Annotated in this window: 24 protein-coding genes; 23 read left to right on the top strand and 1 reads right to left on the bottom strand. The window is 37.9% G+C overall.

Features of this window, described 5'->3' with window-relative positions; translation table 11 throughout:
- Nucleotides 1-100 precede the first annotated feature (100 nt).
- The 7 genes from J0M37_04375 to J0M37_04345 all read left to right on the top strand — a co-directional run bounded on the left by J0M37_04375 (nucleotide 101) and on the right by J0M37_04345 (nucleotide 4374).
- The gene (locus tag J0M37_04375) at nucleotides 101-1354 is read left to right on the top strand and encodes an MFS transporter (GenBank protein MBN8584309.1); all 1254 of its coding nucleotides are present in this window, start codon (nucleotides 101-103) and stop codon (nucleotides 1352-1354) included.
- Between the two features lie 109 nt (nucleotides 1355-1463).
- Entirely contained in the window at nucleotides 1464-1766 is a 303-nt protein-coding gene (locus J0M37_04370) for a BrnT family toxin (GenBank protein ID MBN8584308.1), read from the top strand.
- Entirely contained in the window at nucleotides 1753-2025 is a 273-nt protein-coding gene (locus tag J0M37_04365; GenBank protein MBN8584307.1) for a BrnA antitoxin family protein, read from the top strand. Before J0M37_04370 ends, J0M37_04365 begins: the two co-directional genes overlap by 14 nt.
- A gap of 36 nt (nucleotides 2026-2061) precedes the next feature.
- Nucleotides 2062-2382, top strand: coding sequence for a hypothetical protein (locus J0M37_04360; GenBank protein ID MBN8584306.1), 321 nt, complete (start codon nucleotides 2062-2064; stop codon nucleotides 2380-2382).
- A gap of 22 nt (nucleotides 2383-2404) precedes the next feature.
- The gene (locus tag J0M37_04355; GenBank protein MBN8584305.1) at nucleotides 2405-3055 is read left to right on the top strand and encodes an NAD(P)-binding domain-containing protein; all 651 of its coding nucleotides are present in this window, start codon (nucleotides 2405-2407) and stop codon (nucleotides 3053-3055) included.
- 69 nt (nucleotides 3056-3124) lie between these two features.
- Nucleotides 3125-3631: a hypothetical protein gene (locus J0M37_04350; protein MBN8584304.1), complete on the top strand. Its 507-nt coding sequence runs from the start codon at nucleotides 3125-3127 to the stop codon at nucleotides 3629-3631.
- A 26-nt stretch (nucleotides 3632-3657) separates the two neighbouring features.
- Nucleotides 3658-4374, top strand: coding sequence for a hypothetical protein (locus J0M37_04345; GenBank protein MBN8584303.1), 717 nt, complete (start codon nucleotides 3658-3660; stop codon nucleotides 4372-4374).
- 64 nt (nucleotides 4375-4438) lie between these two features.
- Here J0M37_04345 and J0M37_04340 read toward each other — a convergent pair whose 3' ends face one another.
- Entirely contained in the window at nucleotides 4439-5050 is a 612-nt protein-coding gene (locus tag J0M37_04340; GenBank protein ID MBN8584302.1) for an LON peptidase substrate-binding domain-containing protein, read from the bottom strand.
- Between the two features lie 107 nt (nucleotides 5051-5157).
- Here J0M37_04340 and J0M37_04335 point away from each other — a divergent pair, with 107 nt between their 5' ends.
- The 16 genes from J0M37_04335 to J0M37_04260 all read left to right on the top strand — a co-directional run bounded on the left by J0M37_04335 (nucleotide 5158) and on the right by J0M37_04260 (nucleotide 16706).
- Nucleotides 5158-6081, top strand: coding sequence for an esterase (locus tag J0M37_04335; protein MBN8584301.1), 924 nt, complete (start codon nucleotides 5158-5160; stop codon nucleotides 6079-6081).
- A gap of 5 nt (nucleotides 6082-6086) precedes the next feature.
- Nucleotides 6087-6386: a hypothetical protein gene (locus J0M37_04330; GenBank protein ID MBN8584300.1), complete on the top strand. Its 300-nt coding sequence runs from the start codon at nucleotides 6087-6089 to the stop codon at nucleotides 6384-6386.
- Complete coding sequence (locus J0M37_04325; protein MBN8584299.1) at nucleotides 6383-6883, top strand: N-acetyltransferase; 501 nt, start codon at nucleotides 6383-6385, stop codon at nucleotides 6881-6883. Before J0M37_04330 ends, J0M37_04325 begins: the two co-directional genes overlap by 4 nt.
- 8 nt (nucleotides 6884-6891) lie before the next feature.
- Nucleotides 6892-7461: a helix-turn-helix transcriptional regulator gene (locus J0M37_04320; protein ID MBN8584298.1), complete on the top strand. Its 570-nt coding sequence runs from the start codon at nucleotides 6892-6894 to the stop codon at nucleotides 7459-7461.
- Nucleotides 7462-7561: 100 nt separating this feature from the next.
- Nucleotides 7562-8311 (top strand): cation transporter, encoded by a 750-nt coding sequence (locus J0M37_04315; GenBank protein ID MBN8584297.1) that lies wholly within the window; start codon nucleotides 7562-7564, stop codon nucleotides 8309-8311.
- A 30-nt stretch (nucleotides 8312-8341) separates the two neighbouring features.
- Nucleotides 8342-9772, top strand: a complete 1431-nt coding sequence (locus J0M37_04310) for a hypothetical protein (GenBank protein ID MBN8584296.1) — start codon at nucleotides 8342-8344, stop codon at nucleotides 9770-9772.
- Nucleotides 9773-9874: 102 nt separating this feature from the next.
- On the top strand, nucleotides 9875-10339 hold the full coding sequence (locus tag J0M37_04305; GenBank protein ID MBN8584295.1) for a DUF4396 domain-containing protein: 465 nt from the start codon (nucleotides 9875-9877) through the stop codon (nucleotides 10337-10339).
- 372 nt (nucleotides 10340-10711) lie between these two features.
- Nucleotides 10712-11284 (top strand): peptide-methionine (S)-S-oxide reductase MsrA, encoded by a 573-nt coding sequence (gene msrA / locus J0M37_04300; protein ID MBN8584294.1) that lies wholly within the window; start codon nucleotides 10712-10714, stop codon nucleotides 11282-11284.
- Between the two features lie 168 nt (nucleotides 11285-11452).
- Nucleotides 11453-11773: a multidrug efflux SMR transporter gene (locus J0M37_04295; GenBank protein ID MBN8584293.1), complete on the top strand. Its 321-nt coding sequence runs from the start codon at nucleotides 11453-11455 to the stop codon at nucleotides 11771-11773.
- A 6-nt stretch (nucleotides 11774-11779) separates the two neighbouring features.
- Nucleotides 11780-12352 carry a hypothetical protein gene (locus J0M37_04290; GenBank protein ID MBN8584292.1) on the top strand — a complete coding sequence of 191 codons (573 nt, stop codon included), beginning with the start codon at nucleotides 11780-11782 and terminating at the stop codon, nucleotides 12350-12352.
- Nucleotides 12353-12499: 147 nt separating this feature from the next.
- Nucleotides 12500-13711, top strand: coding sequence for a hypothetical protein (locus J0M37_04285; GenBank protein MBN8584291.1), 1212 nt, complete (start codon nucleotides 12500-12502; stop codon nucleotides 13709-13711).
- 15 nt (nucleotides 13712-13726) lie between these two features.
- On the top strand, nucleotides 13727-14200 hold the full coding sequence (locus tag J0M37_04280) for a heme-binding domain-containing protein (GenBank protein MBN8584290.1): 474 nt from the start codon (nucleotides 13727-13729) through the stop codon (nucleotides 14198-14200).
- A gap of 86 nt (nucleotides 14201-14286) precedes the next feature.
- On the top strand, nucleotides 14287-14655 hold the full coding sequence (locus J0M37_04275; GenBank protein ID MBN8584289.1) for a DUF2085 domain-containing protein: 369 nt from the start codon (nucleotides 14287-14289) through the stop codon (nucleotides 14653-14655).
- A 64-nt stretch (nucleotides 14656-14719) separates the two neighbouring features.
- Nucleotides 14720-14947, top strand: a complete 228-nt coding sequence (locus J0M37_04270) for a hypothetical protein (protein MBN8584288.1) — start codon at nucleotides 14720-14722, stop codon at nucleotides 14945-14947.
- Nucleotides 14948-15081: 134 nt separating this feature from the next.
- Entirely contained in the window at nucleotides 15082-15537 is a 456-nt protein-coding gene (locus J0M37_04265; protein ID MBN8584287.1) for a VOC family protein, read from the top strand.
- Nucleotides 15534-16706, top strand: a complete 1173-nt coding sequence (locus J0M37_04260; GenBank protein MBN8584286.1) for an FAD-binding oxidoreductase — start codon at nucleotides 15534-15536, stop codon at nucleotides 16704-16706. Before J0M37_04265 ends, J0M37_04260 begins: the two co-directional genes overlap by 4 nt.
- Nucleotide 16707: the final 1 nt, after the last annotated feature.

Below are 16707 nucleotides of genomic sequence, written 5' to 3'. Positions count from 1 at the left end.
AAATAGCTTTTTTATTATTTTAAAATATAATCTGTCTCTGGTTTTTTCTTTATTCCTTGTAAAAATTTCCTTATAAAACTATTTTGCTTTTATAACTTAAATGCAAAATAATCCGCCCCCTGTAAAACAAGATCCCTTCCTCGCTCTGCGGTACGCGGAGTTCCGTTATTTTTTATTTTCCAATTTTTTCATGACCGTTGGGCTTCTTATTCAGGAAGTAATAATAGGATATGAGCTTTACAGGCTTACCCATGACCCTCTTGCAATCGGCATGATAGGTCTGGCAGAAGCCATACCATTTATACTGCTTTCGCTGTTTGGCGGCCATTACTCTGATAAGCTCAAAAAGAAAAATATCATGCTTTGGTCGCTTGCATTCACAATGGCAGCTTCAATTGCGCTGTATATACTTTCATTCAGCCTTTTAACAGAAGAACATGCCGGGGAGTTTAAGTATGTAATTTGGGGAGTTATATTTTTCATCGGGATCTGTAAAGCGTTCTTCTTTCCTGCATCAACATCAATTAAGGCATACCTGGTGCCGAGGGAAGTATATGCCAATTCATCCACGTGGAGCTCTTCATCATGGCAAACAGGTGTAATTATAGGCCCGGGTGTTTCAGGTTTTCTTTACAGCTTGTTTGGTTTTTCAGGAACGCTGCTTTTTGTTATAGCTATAATTTTTCTTTCAATTGCTGCAGTTGCTTTAATTAAGAACCGTCCGCCGGACCCCTCTGAAGAAGGCTCAATGCTTGAAAAGATCAGGGAAGGCTTCCGCTATACATACAAAACCAAAATTATATTTTATTCCATATCTCTTGATATGTTCTCTGTTATGTTCGGTGGTGTTGTTGCTATACTCCCTGTATTTGCCGAAGATATCTTAAAAGTCGGGCCTGAGGGACTTGGTGTGATGCGCGCTGCGCCTTCGATAGGTGCTGTACTGGTGCTTTTTGTGCTTTCTAAGTACTCCCCTATGAAACGCGCATGGCGCAATCTATTGCTGGCTGTGGCTGGCTTCGGGGTCTCAACCCTGGTTTTTGCGGTATCAGAAAATTTTATCTTATCTATTGCTGCTTTATTTGCTACCGGTGCATTTGACAGCGTCAGTGTCGTTATCCGCTCAACCCTGCTGCAGCTTCTTGTTCCTGATAACATGCGCGGAAGGGTAAATGCAATAAACGGAATATTCCTTTCTACATCAAACGAGGTCGGCGCATTTGAGTCAGGCCTGGCTGCCAAGCTGCTGGGTACAGTTCCTTCTGTGATTCTTGGCGGCGCGGCCACAATGATAATTGTAACCTATATATTTTTCAAAAGCAAAAACCTTTTAAGTAAGGATTTTTCCGAATAAGCTGTTATAATTTTAAAGCTTATTTACTTATTTTAGATGGAACACTTTATTTATTGAATAAGTTATATATATTGTATATCTTTATCATATACAAAAGTAATAGATATAAATGTTAATCGTTTTTGATAAAATTGAAGGATTTCAATGGGATAAGGGTAATATTGATAAAAATCTCCGCAAACATGGGGTAACAAACCTTGAATCAGAGCAAATATTTTTTAACGATCCCTTAATTGTATCAAGCGATACAGTTCATTCAACCGGTGAAGAAAAACGCTTTTATGCTTTAGGCAGAACTGACAACGAAAAATATCTGACCGTTGTATTTACTTTAAGAGAAAATCTTATAAGGATAATTTCAGCAAGAAAAATGTCGAAGAAAGAGAAAGAAATATATAATGAAAAAACTTAAAAAAATTCCAAAATTCAGATCTGAATCAGAAGAAAGAATTTTCTGGCAAAAAAATGACACTTCGGACTTTATTGACTGGAAGAAAGCAGAAAAGATATCTTTTCCAAATCTTAAACCTTCCGTCAGATCCATTTCATTAAGACTTCCTGAGTCAATGTTAAATGACCTAAAAGTCATAGCTAACAAAAAGGATATACCTTATCAATCTTTAATGAAGATATTTATTTCCGAGAAAATTAAAGAAGAGTATTCGCATTGATCAACTAAAATAATTCAATTTTATTATTTCGGAAAAATGGCAGACGAAGTCTTAAAAATTGCAAAGCAGTATTACGAGGGCTGGGAAACATCCAGCAAAGAGCTTTTGAATATTTCACCTGACCTCAAATTTACTTCGCCTGAAGGGAATTTCAGCAGTGCAAAGGAATTCCTTGATACATGCTGGCAATACAGCGGAGTCAAATTTCAAAACAAAGTTTTTCTTTCAGGTAGTGAAAATGTGTGTGTTAAGTATGAATTTCCAATGCCCGATGGTTCAACCAAGCCTATGATAGAGTGGCTGACGTTTAAAAATGGAATAATTTCAGAAATTAATGTATTTTATAACACTAATTAAAAATAATTAAAGAAAGTTATTTATGAAAATTGGAATTTTAGGTTCAGGCGCTGTTGGAAAAGCGCTGGCCATTGGATTTACGGCAGAAGGTCATGAAACAATGCTGGGTACACGTGACCCAAAAGCAGCAAAAATTACCGAGTGGCTTTCTGGAAATGGTAAAGGAGTTAAAGCGGGAACATTTGAGCAGACTGCGGCTTATGGAGAAATTATAATATTATGTCCGCTATACCGGGCAATTGATGATGTAATAGAGCTTGCCGGAAAGAAAAATTTTGAAGGCAAAATTGTAATTGATACAACTAATCCAATAGCAGAAGAGCCGCCTGTGAATGGTGTGCTTAAGTACGTTAAGACCGCTGAAGGCTCGGCGGGTGAACATATTCAGACCTTGCTTCCCAACGCTCATGTTGTAAAGGCATTTAACAGTATCGGCAGCGCTTACATGTATAAACCCAAATTTGAAGGCGGCCAGCCCACAATGTTTATTTGCGGAAATAACGAAGAATCAAAAAGGTCAGTAACAGATATACTTACTGCCTTCGGCTGGGATGTTATGGATTCCGGCGGCATCGAAGCATCCGCCGCACTTGAAGGGCTTTGTATTATCTGGTGTGCACGCGGATTCAGAGAAGGCGAGTGGAACCATGCATTTAAACTATTAAAAAAATGAATTATATTTGAATAATAAATTAAAAAAAGAGGTGTTGCTACCTCTTTTTTTTTACAAAGGAAAATTATAATGTTTGATGAACTTTTTAAACTAGTTTCTAACGAATCAGGTGAACAGATAATAAATAATCCCCAGATCCCCAATGAACAGAACGAAGCTGCCATAGAAACAACAACATCAAGCATTATGGATAGCTTAAAGGGTCAAATAGCCGGCGGCAACGGCGCCGATGTGCTGAGCCTGCTGGGCGGAGAATCCGGGGTTCAGGGTAATCCATTGGTTGGGAACCTGACAACAAATGTTACAAACAGCCTGATGGATAAGCTTGGAGTTTCAAATCCAATTGCTAAACAAATAGCAGCTTCACTGGTACCTGTTGTAATAAGTAAGCTGGTCAACCGTACTAATGATCCAAATGATAACGGGTTTGATATTAATTCAATATTCGGCTCATTAACCGGCGGAAAGTCAGATCAATTCAATATTGGCGGATTGATCGGAGGCTCTCAGAATTCAGGACAGCAGGAACAATCAACTGACCTGGGAAGTATATTTAATATTCTCGCAGGAAAATAATTAAGAACAAAATTTAAAAAAATTTAATGAAATTACTGTTAGTCATTCTGTTTTCAGCAGCAATTCTTTCATCATGCGGCAAGAAAGATGATGTAAAGAACACCGAAAATCAAAAAAAGGATTCAACAACTCAAACCAAAACCGAAACAACAACTAAAACCGATACTGTCACAAAAAACAATACAGCGGGTATCAAAAATATTTCTTACGAGCCGGGCAAGCTGCCTGCATCCGTTAAATATGACGGTAAAATTGTTGCAGGTGCGAGATGGGAAGATAAAAACGGCCAGAATGTTCTTATTGTATGTGAAACTGAAGAAAAAACTACAGGCGATAACCGCTCAAAGGAGCTCTTTGCTTATCAATACATTTTAGATGGCGAGAACGCTAAAATGTTATGGAAGGTAAATGACTTCATTAAAGATTGCCCTGTTGATGTTATGCTGAGCCTTATTCCAAAATCAATTTCAATTACTGATATTAACAAGGATGGAATTGCTGAAAATACCTTTTTGTACAGGATGTCATGCAAGGGTGATGTATCACCCGATGATATGAAATTAATAATGCATGAAGGCGAAAATAAATATGCTATCCGCGGCCAGATGATCCAGATAATGGGCGGAGAGAAATACGGCGGCGAAATGAAACCTGACCCGGCTTTTGATAAGGGTCCGGCAGGATTTTTTGCATACGCACGTGAAGAATGGAAAAAATTCGAAACTGAAAAAATAGGCGAGTAAATAATTAACAACAAAAAAAGAGAGGCTGCAAAACCTCTCTTTTTTTATGATTACTGTACTTTATTTAATTGAGGCAGTAATAATCCTGCAGAGAGTTCTGCTGAAGCGCCAGAAGTGTTCTTAAGTTAACATGATTTGTCATTGTTTTATTCAGCGCCTGCTCGCTTCCCCTTATTACTAGATCGTATTTTTCAAGATCGCTTAAACCTATTGAATTCGCAATGAGATAAAATCCGGGTTTTGGTAATTTTTCCAGGTCAAGCTTTAATACAAGCTTGTTATATTTCAAAAATGCATCAACAAGGGGTCTGCTTGGTACAATTGAATCCCTGTGAAGCAATTCCAGATTGCCGTACGGGTAAAGCCGTTGGGGGTGTTCATCATTATATTCAACAGTATTAAAAATATCAATACCCTTTACGGCAATATCCAGCTCTCCGTTCGGGTACCTGGCAAGAACTTTTTCAACTTTTACAAATGAACCAGTTCCGTCAATTGAACCAGATCGAATAAATGGTATTCCAAAACTGCCGTCTGATTTTTCTATATCTTCAAAAAGATTTTTGTATCTTTGCTCAAAGATATGCAGGAATCTTGTTTCACCGGGCAGTACTACAATTCCCAGCGGAAAAAGCGGTATGTTCTCTTCTATAATATGTTCTTCCTTATTTAACATTATAAATACACTATACTATGATTTTTACAGCTACATTTTATAAAATAATTTCATATTTTAAAAGGAATTTATTCCAATAAAGGTTTCAAATTATAGCAAAGATATTTATGAGCAAAAAATTTTTCATTACATTATATTTTTTATTTGCTGTTATTTCAGTATGTTATTCCGCAGGTGATATAGAAGGAAAATTTTCAGTTGACGGAATTGAACGGGAATATATACTTCATCTTCCGAAAAATTACGGGAGCAGTGAATTGCCTCTTGTTATGGTATTTCACGGCGGCGGAGGCACGGCAGAGCAGATAAAGAATCATGTAAAATTCAACAAGCTTGCCGATAAGGAAAATTTCATTGTTGTATATCCTAATGCTGTTGATAAAAACTGGAACGACGGAAGGATCGGCGATAAGCTGCCAATGGATAGAGACGATGTTAAATTCATTTCAATGCTGCTGGATACGCTGACAGCAAATTACAAAATCAACAGTAAACGGATATTTTCCACCGGTATTTCAAACGGCGGATTTTTTTCCTTTTACCTGGCATTAAAGCTTTCAAACAGAATACTTGCAATCGCACCCGTTACTGCAAATATTCCCGAAAACCTGAAAGATACCTGGAAAACCGATAAACCAATTTCTGTATTGCTGATAAACGGCACAAAAGATCCGCTTGTGAAATTTGACGGCGGACCTGTGGGCTTTAAAGATGATGAAACCGGAAGAGGTGTAAGCCTTTCAACAAGCTGGACTGTTAAAATACTTACAGGAAATAATTCCTGCCAATCCAGTACTAAGATCGAAGTAATTGAAGATAAAGAAGATGATGAATGTACTGCTGAAAAAGAAACATACTATAAATGCGCTGAAGGCACAAAAGTAATATTGGTAACTATCAAAGGAGGCGGGCACACCTGGCCCGGAGCATCACAATACCTGCCTAAAATACTGGTTGGTAATGTTTGCAAGGATTTTAACGCTACTGAAATGATCTGGGAATTCTTCAAATCACTGCCCGAAAGAGAGTAATATAAATGACCAAAGCTGAGCTTATTGGTTCTTTAAAAAACGCATCACCTCCTGCCGGACTTGACCCGCTTATTCTTTCCTTATGGTATGATGCAAAAGGTGATTGGCATAAAGCCCATGAAATAGTTCAGGATCTCACCTCCAAAGCTGCTGAATGGATCCATGCATACCTTCACCGAAAAGAAGGCGATCTTATTAATGCTAAATACTGGTATATGCGGGCTGAACAGAATATGCCCGAAACAGGTTTTGACCCGGAGGCGGAATGGAATAATATTCTGGATTCCATTGAAGACCTGTTATGAATGATAATATTACTATTAGAGAAATTACAGCCTCAGATTATCCTGTTATAAAGCGGATCTATGAAGAAGGAATTGCTTCAGGCAATGCGACCTTTGAAAAAACCGCTCCGGACTGGCATCACTGGGATAAACATAAACTGCCATTTGGCAGGCTAGCAGCAGTTTTGAATAATGAAATAATAGGCTGGGCTGCGCTTTCAGCAACATCATCACGGGAAGTTTACAAAGGTATATGTGAAGTAAGTATTTATATTACATCGGCGCAATCAGGCAAAGGATTTGGGAAGATACTTATGAGCTCCTTAATTGAAGAAAGCGAAAAAAACGGAGTGTGGACGTTATACTCTTCAATCTTCCCCGAAAATACAGCCAGTATTAAGCTTCACTTAAATTGCGGCTTTCGTGAAATAGGCTTCATGGAAAAAGCAGGCTGCATGAACGGAACCTGGCGCAACACAGTGCTGTTTGAACGGAGAAGCAGGATAACAGGGGTGTAAAAAATAATATGAAAAAACTTTATATAAAAAATATGGTCTGCCAGAGATGCATCAAGGTTGTTCGTGAAGAGCTGAACAAGCTTGGTATCAGTTATAATTCGGTTCAGCTTGGTGAAGTGCAGCCTGCGGAAGAAATAGCACCTGAAAAGCTTGAAAAGCTAAGGGCAAGCTTGCTTGAAAACGGGTTTGAGCTTATTGATGATTCCAGGACAAAGCTGATAGAAGAAGTAAAAACCCTTATTATCAGGTCAATTTATGAAAGCAACAAGCCTTCTGAGATAAATTATTCTGATTATCTTTCCAAAGCTACAGGCAAACCGTATACTTTCCTCAGCAGTCTTTTTTCATCGGTTGAAAATACTACCATAGAAAAATTCATTATTGCCCAAAAGATTGAGCGCACTAAAGAGCTTTTGGTTTACGGCGAGCTTACACTCAGTGAAATAGCTTACCTGCTGGGTTACAGCAGCTCACAGCATTTATCGGGCCAGTTTAAAAAAATAACTGGCTTCACACCCAGTTATTTTAAAGAATTAAAAGAACAAAAACGCCATTTTATCGATAAAATCACAGTTTAACCCTTTTCATAAAATCTTATACATCTTTTTAAAAATTCTGTAACGCTTTGCCTGTTTGTACGGGCTATCTTTGTATCGTAAATTAAAGGAAGGTACAAAAATGACACATACATATAAGGTAAACGGTATGACATGCCGGAAATGTGAAGCCTCAGTAAAATCAATACTTAATAATATCCAGGGAGTTATAAAGGCTGATGTAACCCTTGATCCTCCGCAGGCTGTTATTACTATGGATGCTCATATACCAACAGAAGTAATGAACAAACATTTATCTGCAGCCGGTAAATATTCCCTGGAAGAAACAGGAAGTATGCATGATGAGATGAAACATTCAGAAAAATCAGTAAATGATATGCCAGAGCAAAAACGACCTTTTTTTACTGCTTACAAACCAATATTTCTTGTATTTGCATATCTGACAGGTATAACACTTCTGAGCGGCATTTCAAAAAGCAGCTTTAATATAATGTCGGCAATGCATCTTTTTATGGGCGGGTTCTTCCTGGTATTTTCATTTTTTAAGATGCTTGATCTAAAAGGCTTCGCGTATTCTTACATGTCATATGACATTGTAGCTAAAAAATGGTTAGCCTGGGGATTCATTTACCCGTTTATAGAGCTTACACTGGGTTTGGCTTACCTTTTCCACTTTGCCATACTGGAAGCAACAATTGTTACTTTGGTTGTAATGAGCATAAGCAGCATTGGTGTTATAAAGAGCCTTCTGGAAAAAAAGAAAATTCAGTGTGCTTGCCTCGGTACGGTGTTTAACCTGCCAATGTCTAATATTACACTGATAGAAGACCTGCTGATGGTGCTTATGGCAGCAGTAATGTTAATTATATAATAACTGAAAACAAGAAAGAGAAAGTATAAAATGAAAAATTTAATAATAATCGCTTTTGCAGCTATCTTTGCATTAAGTGATCTTTATTCACAGCATGACCATAACACAATGGATCACAGCAAAATGAATCACAGTGATTCCAACATGGTTAATGATTCAACGATGAATACAGATACAACCCATCACAAGCATCATCATGATATGAACGAAAACAAAACAAAAGATAACAACGGGAATGAACACAGCCAGCACAATATGGAGTCTGATATCCCGATGTCACATTCATATTCTCTCAGTCTATCTATGAACAGAAACGGTTCAGGAACCGGCTGGCTGCCGGATGAATCCCCGATGAACGGGTATATGCTTCACACAGGTAAATGGATGCTGATGTTCCATGGAAGCGTATTTTTAAGGTACACATCGACTGATATCACTAAAGAAGGCTCTAAAGGTCTAAGTAAATGGGATGCACCGAACTGGTTTATGGGTATGGCACAGAGAAAAATTGGTACAGACGGTTTACTTAAATTCGGACTTATGCTCTCACTTGACCGCCTGACGGAAGGCGGGGATGGTTACCCGCTGCTATATCAGTCAGGGGAAACATGGGAAGGTAAACCGCTTGTTAACAGGCAGCACCCGCATGATCTGTTTGCGGAATTAAGCGTTGGTTATACTCAAAGGCTGAGTAAAGATATTGATTTAACCGGTTATTTCGGTTATCCCGGTGAACCAGCGCTTGGACCCGTTGCATTCATGCACAGGGTATCAAGCTCCAATAATCCTGATGCACCGCTTTCTCATCACTGGCAGGATGCATCGCATATTACGTTCGGAGTTGGTACATTAGGCTTTCGATATAAAATTTTCAGGCTCGAAGGTTCAGTGTTAACAGGCAGCGAACCCGATGAAGAACGCTGGGGTTTTGATAAAATGAATATGAACTCTTACAGCTACCGCTTATCGGTAAATCCCTCAAAGAATTTTGCCCTGCAGTTCTCACAAGGATTTATAAAATCACCTGAAGCACTTGAACCGGGTGTTGATGTAACAAGGACAACAGCATCTTTAATTCACAGTCACAACTTTACTTCAACAAGAAATATCAACACAACATTTGCATGGGGATACAATGATAAAGGGCACGGGCATGCTGAGCATTCATTTTTGCTTGAAAGCAATCTGCAGTTGAATAAGCTGGCAATATACGGCAGGTATGAATTTGTTCAGAAGGATCCTGATGAGCTTTCACTTGAAGGATTTGACCATGATACCAGGTTCGATATTAATACGCTTACTTTAGGTACTAATTACAGGCTATTTCAATTTGCAAATACAAATTTATCGATAGGTTTACAGGGAAGCATATATTTTTCACCAAAAGAATTGCAGGCAATATACGGTAAAAATCCGCTATCAGCACAGATATATATTAAACTCAATCCCGCAGATATGTAATCTTGCTTAATTCCCCTCTGGGGAGGGGTGGCTTTGCCGAAGGCAAAGACGAGGTGGGTTTAAAGACAACTCAAAATTTTTAGATTGATTAAATTAAACAAAATGAATACAGCAATGAACCATCATCACATACAAACAATTGAAAGTCCTGGCACATTCAAGCTGGCTTTCAGTGCAACTCTGCATTGTTTAATTGGCTGCGGCATTGGAGAAGTTGGGGGTATGATAATAGGTACAGCTTTGGGTATGAGTAACCACTCAACAATGATATTGGCAATTATACTTGGCTTTGTTGGCGGTTTCGGGCTCGGGGTAGTTCCCCTAAAAAAAGCCGGTTACACGTGGAAAGCCGCATTCAAACAGGTGCTTGTGGCAGAAGGATTAAGCATTGCTGTAATGGAAACATTTGAAGTGCTGGTTCAGGTATATACACCTGGTGTTATGGATGCAGGCCTGGGAGATGGAATATTCTGGCTAGGTATGATGCTTGGTTTAATTGCAGGTTTTATTGCCGCTTTCCCTGTAAACTATATCTTCATTAAAAAAGGCTTCCGCCATCAGCATTAATATAGTAAATCCACCCGCTGAAACGATTCAAGCTGTTGTCCCCCCTTCGTTTTTGAAGGGGGGAGGAAAATTACAGGTATATAATAATGTTAATTATTCAATATCTTAAGTTTTGTTATATACTCCGATGGGGGTTTGTTTTAGATTTGTCACACCCCAAAATCATCCCCTGAAACGATTCATATTTAATTTCGGTTATCAAATTATATCACTAAGAAAGGCTGTATAATGTTTAAAAATAAAGCGATATTTTTGCTTTTTACCGCATTAATGCTGATTACTTCAGCAGTTTCTGGATGTTCAATTATAGGCGGTAAAAGCGATAAAGTTTCAGTGAATTCAGATGAAAATAAAAAAATCAGCGGAGAAAAAATGACAGCAGCAGATAAACGGGATACTACTAAGTATGAATCAGCAGTACTTGCCGGAGGATGTTTCTGGTGTATTGAAACAATTTTCCAGGATCTAAAAGGAGTTGAGATGGTTGAATCAGGTTATTCCGGCGGAGCAACAACCAACCCGACCTACAAAGAAGTATGCGAAGGCAATACAGGTCACGCAGAAGTTGTAAGGATAACCTTTGACCCTGCGGTTATTTCTTACGAACAATTGTTAAACGTTTTCTTTCATATTCACAATCCAACTACCCTTAATAAACAGGGCGCAGATGTTGGAACACAGTACCGCTCAGCCATTTTTTATGTAAATGATAAACAGAAATCTGATGCTGAAAAAGTAATTGCAGATATAACTGCATCAAAACTTTGGGATGACCCGATAGTTACCGAAGTAACAGCCTTTGATAAATTTTACAAGGCTGAAGATTACCACCAGGATTATTACAACAACAATCCCAACCAGGGATACTGTTCTATGGTAATAGCTCCAAAAGTAAAAAAATTCTATAAAGAATTCCCCCACCTTTTAAAAGATAACGTTAAGTAACCTGCCGTCAAAAATATTTTAGAATTTATCCAGGCGATCTCAATGATCGCCTTTTTTGTTTAAGCCGGAATACTTGTTTATATTCCTGTTGTATAATAAACAAATTGGTATTTAGTTTTTGCTATTTGTTCTTTGATATTCTATTTTTGTAAAACTAATCAAATTTATATGAGCTGGGTATTTCTTTTAATAGCAGGGATCTTTGAAATATGCTTCGCAATTTCTCTTAAATATTCCGAAGGCTTTTCCAAACCGCTTCCATCAGTGCTTTTCATAGTGTTTACAATTTTAAGCTATTTGTTTCTGGATAAAGCGCTTGGAACAATTCCGCTTGGTACGGCGTATGCAATATGGACAGGTATCGGGGCAACCGGTATCGCTCTTATTGGTATATTTTATCTTGGTGAACCTGCCGGTTTCTGGAGAATATTTTTTATATTTACACTGATAAGTTCAATTATAGGGTTAAAATTCGTATCTAATCATTAGAAAGACATGAAAATCATATTATTTCTTGTTACTTCAATCTTGTTTCTAAACATCCTGCCTTCTTATTCACAGGTAAACAGCTTAAAATTTAAAGAACCCTGTTACAGAAAATCAATACTTAAAACTCCTTCCGTATCTTACAAAAATGCTGATATACCCGCCACGTGGTATCTTGCTGCAATTATTAATCCATTGCTTGTAATTGAAGACAAAAAGGCATTTTTCGGATTAACAAAGGAGATCTCAGCCGGGATTTTCCCTTACGGCAGGCTGGCATTCGAATATTCTTATATTTTCAGAAGCTATAACACAAGTCATTTACGTTTTTCGTATAATTACGATTTCATTCTTGCTGCTGGTGATTTTGTCGGCTTTATTGCAACTCCAGGAGCAGGTTATTTTACGGATACAAAAAATAATGGCTGGTTTTTACAGGGATCAGTTGGAGCGTTGCTGGGTCCCGGTGAACCGCTTATGTTTAACCCATATTTAAAATACAGGCACACATTTATAAAAGAGAAAACTAAATCAAATATTAACGATATTTCAATTGGTGTTGGTTTTGCGTTTTTCATGTAGATTCTTTTTTTAGATTTCAGGTTTTTGTTTATTTCGGATAAATACATAAAACAAAGCTGAAAAAATTTCTGTGAATTTTCTTTAATAAGCTACCTTTATATTCAACAATTTTTCATATATTTACTAAAATTAAATATATAAAAAGTAATGGAACCACCAGTAACATACCCCCAGTCAGATACATACCAGGGGAGAAAAATTTACGGTAAAAAATCAGGCTGCGCCAAATTCAGTTGTGTTGGAATAGTCGGCGCAATTGTTATACTTGTAATTATCGGAATTGCCGGCTATTATTTTGCATTACCCGCTTTAATGCCCAATAGCTTAAGCGGCAGCTTTCTGGATGCAGTTGTTGTGCCTACTAAAGATGGCGAAGAAAAAGTATGGATCCTTACTGACGGTTCATTTAATTTTATTCAGACGACTAAATCTCCTGGCAGAACGTCTACCGGTAGAGAGTGTTATTTCTGTAAAACATGGACATATATAATTGACCCTAAGACTGAAAAAGTACTTCATAAAATTAAAACTCCTTACGAAGATATAATTACCTTGATTGATCTTGTTTACCATGATGGGAAGGTCTGGTCAGTTACCCGTGAGTACGGTGAAAATGAACCGCGTATAGAAGCATTTAATTCAGAAACCGGTGAAAAGGTTATGGATACTAAACAGTTCGAATCAAAATTTCCCCAGCTTTCCGCTGGTTTAACCGAAGCTCACTACGATAAAGAGGATTTTACAATCAGGGTTAAAACTCGTGACGGCAGAGAAGGCATATACAGTTTTATAGAGGATAAACTTTATAAAGATCATTCTGAATTCAACAAATCACTGACAAAAGATTCAACAATAATAAGTTATCCTGTTTTAGCTCCCGAAGATAATTCTTCCAGTCCGCGCAAAATTCTGCTTCTGGCTACAGGTCCTAAAGCCAGTATAGAAAATAATAAGTCCAGCATTTCCCGAAACTCAAGCACTGACGACCACTTGCAAAAATATTACAAAATTACCGTCTCACCATTAAGTGAGAAGATCTATCTTGAAGGTATCATATACCATATGGATAGCGAAAGTGTAATTATTGTATATCTTGATCAGCTCGGTAAAAAATCAAACAGGCTTGTTTCATGTGTTGACCTTAAATCAGGTAAAGAATTATGGACTTTAAAACCAGAAGAGATTTTCGAAGAAATGAAAATTGATGAAGAAGATGATACTTTTTCAAGCCTGTTCTTTACTAAAGATAAGATCAATATAAAACGTTCAGGTAACCTTGTATTGTTAACCCTTAAAAACGAAGGTATTATGGGTTTTGATTATAAAACAGGTAAAAAGCTTTTTGAAATGGATATTTAAATTAATTTCGTGATAATGAAAAAAATATTAAAAATATCAGCAATAGTTTTAATTCTGGGGTTAGTGATAATCCAGTTCATAAACCGGCCAGATATGTCCACAACAAGTGAAATTACACCGGCTCATATCACAAAAGTTATGAATGTTCCGGCTAATGTTGAAAGCATTCTTAAACGCTCCTGTTATGACTGCCACAGCGATCATACAATCTGGCCGTGGTATTCTTCAATTGCGCCGGCTTCATGGCTTGTTGGGGATGATGTTACATCTGGCAGGAAAAAAATGAACTTCAGCCAATGGTCTAAAATTCCAACCGCTAAACAGGAAGCAAGACTGAATGAAATCTGCGAAGAGATCAAATCTGATGAAATGCCGCTTCCGCCATACCTGATTCTGCACGGGGATGCAAAGCTTTCACAGGCTGATAAAGATATTTTATGCAATTGGGTAGAAATTGAGCTAAAAAAGCTGGAAGATGCCAACCCTTAATAAATTAAGGGTAATTGTAAAAATACATTGATTTTACTTTTTAGCATTATTAGTTTATATTTTTAAATCTATAAAATACATAATTTTTGCCAGAAGCAGTACTTAATACACCCAAACAGAAAACAAAGCTTGAATTTGTTTTCTGCCACAGGAAACCGGAGCGCTCATTTTTTTACAAGGGAAAACAATTCCCTGTTTGCGCACGCTGTACCGGTTTTTACCTCGGCTACTTTGCGCTTCCGATATTTACATTTTCTATCTGGATGCCAAGTCTATTATGGATCTTCCTGCTTATGGTGCCTGCACTGGTTGACGGCCTTACGCAGGCTTATATGAACCGTGAAAGCAATAACTGGCTTCGGCTTGCAACTGGAATTCCCGCAGGCGCTGCCTGCATGGCGCTTGCCGCGCTTTTGGGGCAATGGATCGGACATTTGATCTTATCTGTAACTTAGTTTTATGTTAATAAATTATATTATAAAGCTGTATATTTAAGTAATCTAAAGGAGGAATCAAATCATGGAACCAACAACACCACCACCTGCACCAACAGAAAATCAGCAGACCGAAGATCTGAGTATGATTCTCAAGATCGTTTCTTTCTGTATACCTCTGGTAGGCGCTATTTTATGGTTTATCAACAAAGATAAGAACCCGAAAGCAGCTAAATCAGCCTGCACATTCGCACTTGTCGGAGTTGCTGTAGGTATCGTAATTAACGTAATTGTAACTGTTTTAGGCAACTAAACTGGTACTGTTTTTTATGCTGAAGGGATCTTCTTTTTTAAGAAGCTCCCTTTTTTTATTTTAAGCCCGCTAAATGGATTTATATTATTCCTATTATTTTATATTTTTATACAAATCTAATCTGAATAATTTCAATGCCTGATTATCCATTCCACTATTCTTTTTTAGTTAAAGATCTTGCTTCTACAAGAAGATTTTACGGTGAAATACTCGGCCTTTCAGAAGGCAGAAGCTCTGACTCATGGGTAGATTTTAATTTCGGAGGTAACCAGCTTTCTATGCATGCATCTGAAAAAGTACCCGAATCGATCCCCTGCGGAGTTGTTGATCATGTAATTGTACCTATACCGCATTTTGGCTGCATAATGCCCTGGGATGAATTTCATTCATTAGCAGACAGGCTTCATGCAGAAAATGTTGAATTTATTATTGAACCTTCTATCCGTTTTGCAGGACAGCCGGGTGAACAGGCTACAATGTTTTTTAAGGACCCGAGCGGAAATTCACTTGAAATAAAATGTTATAAGAACCCGGAACACATGTTCACCCTTAATGTAAAACAGGAAAAATACAGCAGCAACCTGGAATGACGGCTAAAATTTCCCGTCATGCTGAAATAATAATAATTGGTGCCGGGGTAATTGGCGCAAGTATTGCTTACCATTTAAGCATAAACGGAATAAAGGATATCCTGGTACTCGATAGCGCACCGGGACCCGGAACCGGAAGTACAGGCAAAGCAACAGGCGGATTCCGCCTCCAGTTCGGATCAAAAATTAACATTGAGCTCTCACAGCTTTCCCGCCAAAAATTAATTAATTTTAAAAGTGAGCATGGCATTGATCCCGGTTACATCGAAGCCGGCTACCTGTTTTTGGCGCAGTCTGAATCAGAAATGGAAAACCTGAAACTCGCTAACACCCTGCAGAAAAATAACGGTGTTGCGGATGCTGAGCTTGTGACTGCTGAAGAAATACAAAAACTGAACCCTTTTATAAATTTAAATAATATCATTGGCGGTACTTTTTGCCGGAGCGATGGTTTCATTGAACCGTTAAGTATTTTAAACGGCTATTTAACTTCCTCTCAAAAAAGCGGTGTAAAGTTTGAATATGGCTGCCGGATTGAAAAAATAAATTATTCCGGCAAAATGATCGAAAGTGTTGAATCATCCGCAGAAAAATTTACCGGAGAGCTCTTCATTAACGCAGCAGGAGCCTGGGCCGGCTGGCTGGCTGGACTTGCTGACGAATATTTACCGGTAAAACATTTAAAAAGGCAGGTTTGCAGGATAAAAGAAACCAATACACTGCCCGCAGGCACTCCAATGACGATCTGGGTAGATTCAGCATTTCATTTCAGAATGAAGGATGGTCACCTTATTCTGCTCCTTCCCGATACCCCTGAGAATAATTATAATTATAATACATCTGTTGAATCCGTATGGCTTGAAAAAGTATTTTCAACAGCAAAGGAAAAGTTACCTGCTTTAAAAAATTGTACAATTGATACTGGTGCCTCTTGGGCCGGACTATATGAAATGTCTCCGGATGAACATGTAATACTTGGCCGTTCACATTACCTCGAAAATTTTTATTATGCCAACGGTTCATCAGGTCATGGAGTAATGCACTCCCCCGCAATTGGTGAGTTATTAGCGGGAATTATCTGCAATAAGAAAAGTGAAATAGATATTGAAGTTTTGAGTCCAAATAGATTTAAAGAAGGAAAATTGATAAACCAAATTCCTTTTTTTTAGG

The sequence above is a fragment of the Ignavibacteria bacterium genome (assembly GCA_017303675.1).
Lineage (GTDB): Bacteria > Bacteroidota > Ignavibacteria > Tepidaquicellales > OLB5 > OLB5.
This window is presented reverse-complemented; position numbering and strand designations above follow the sequence as displayed.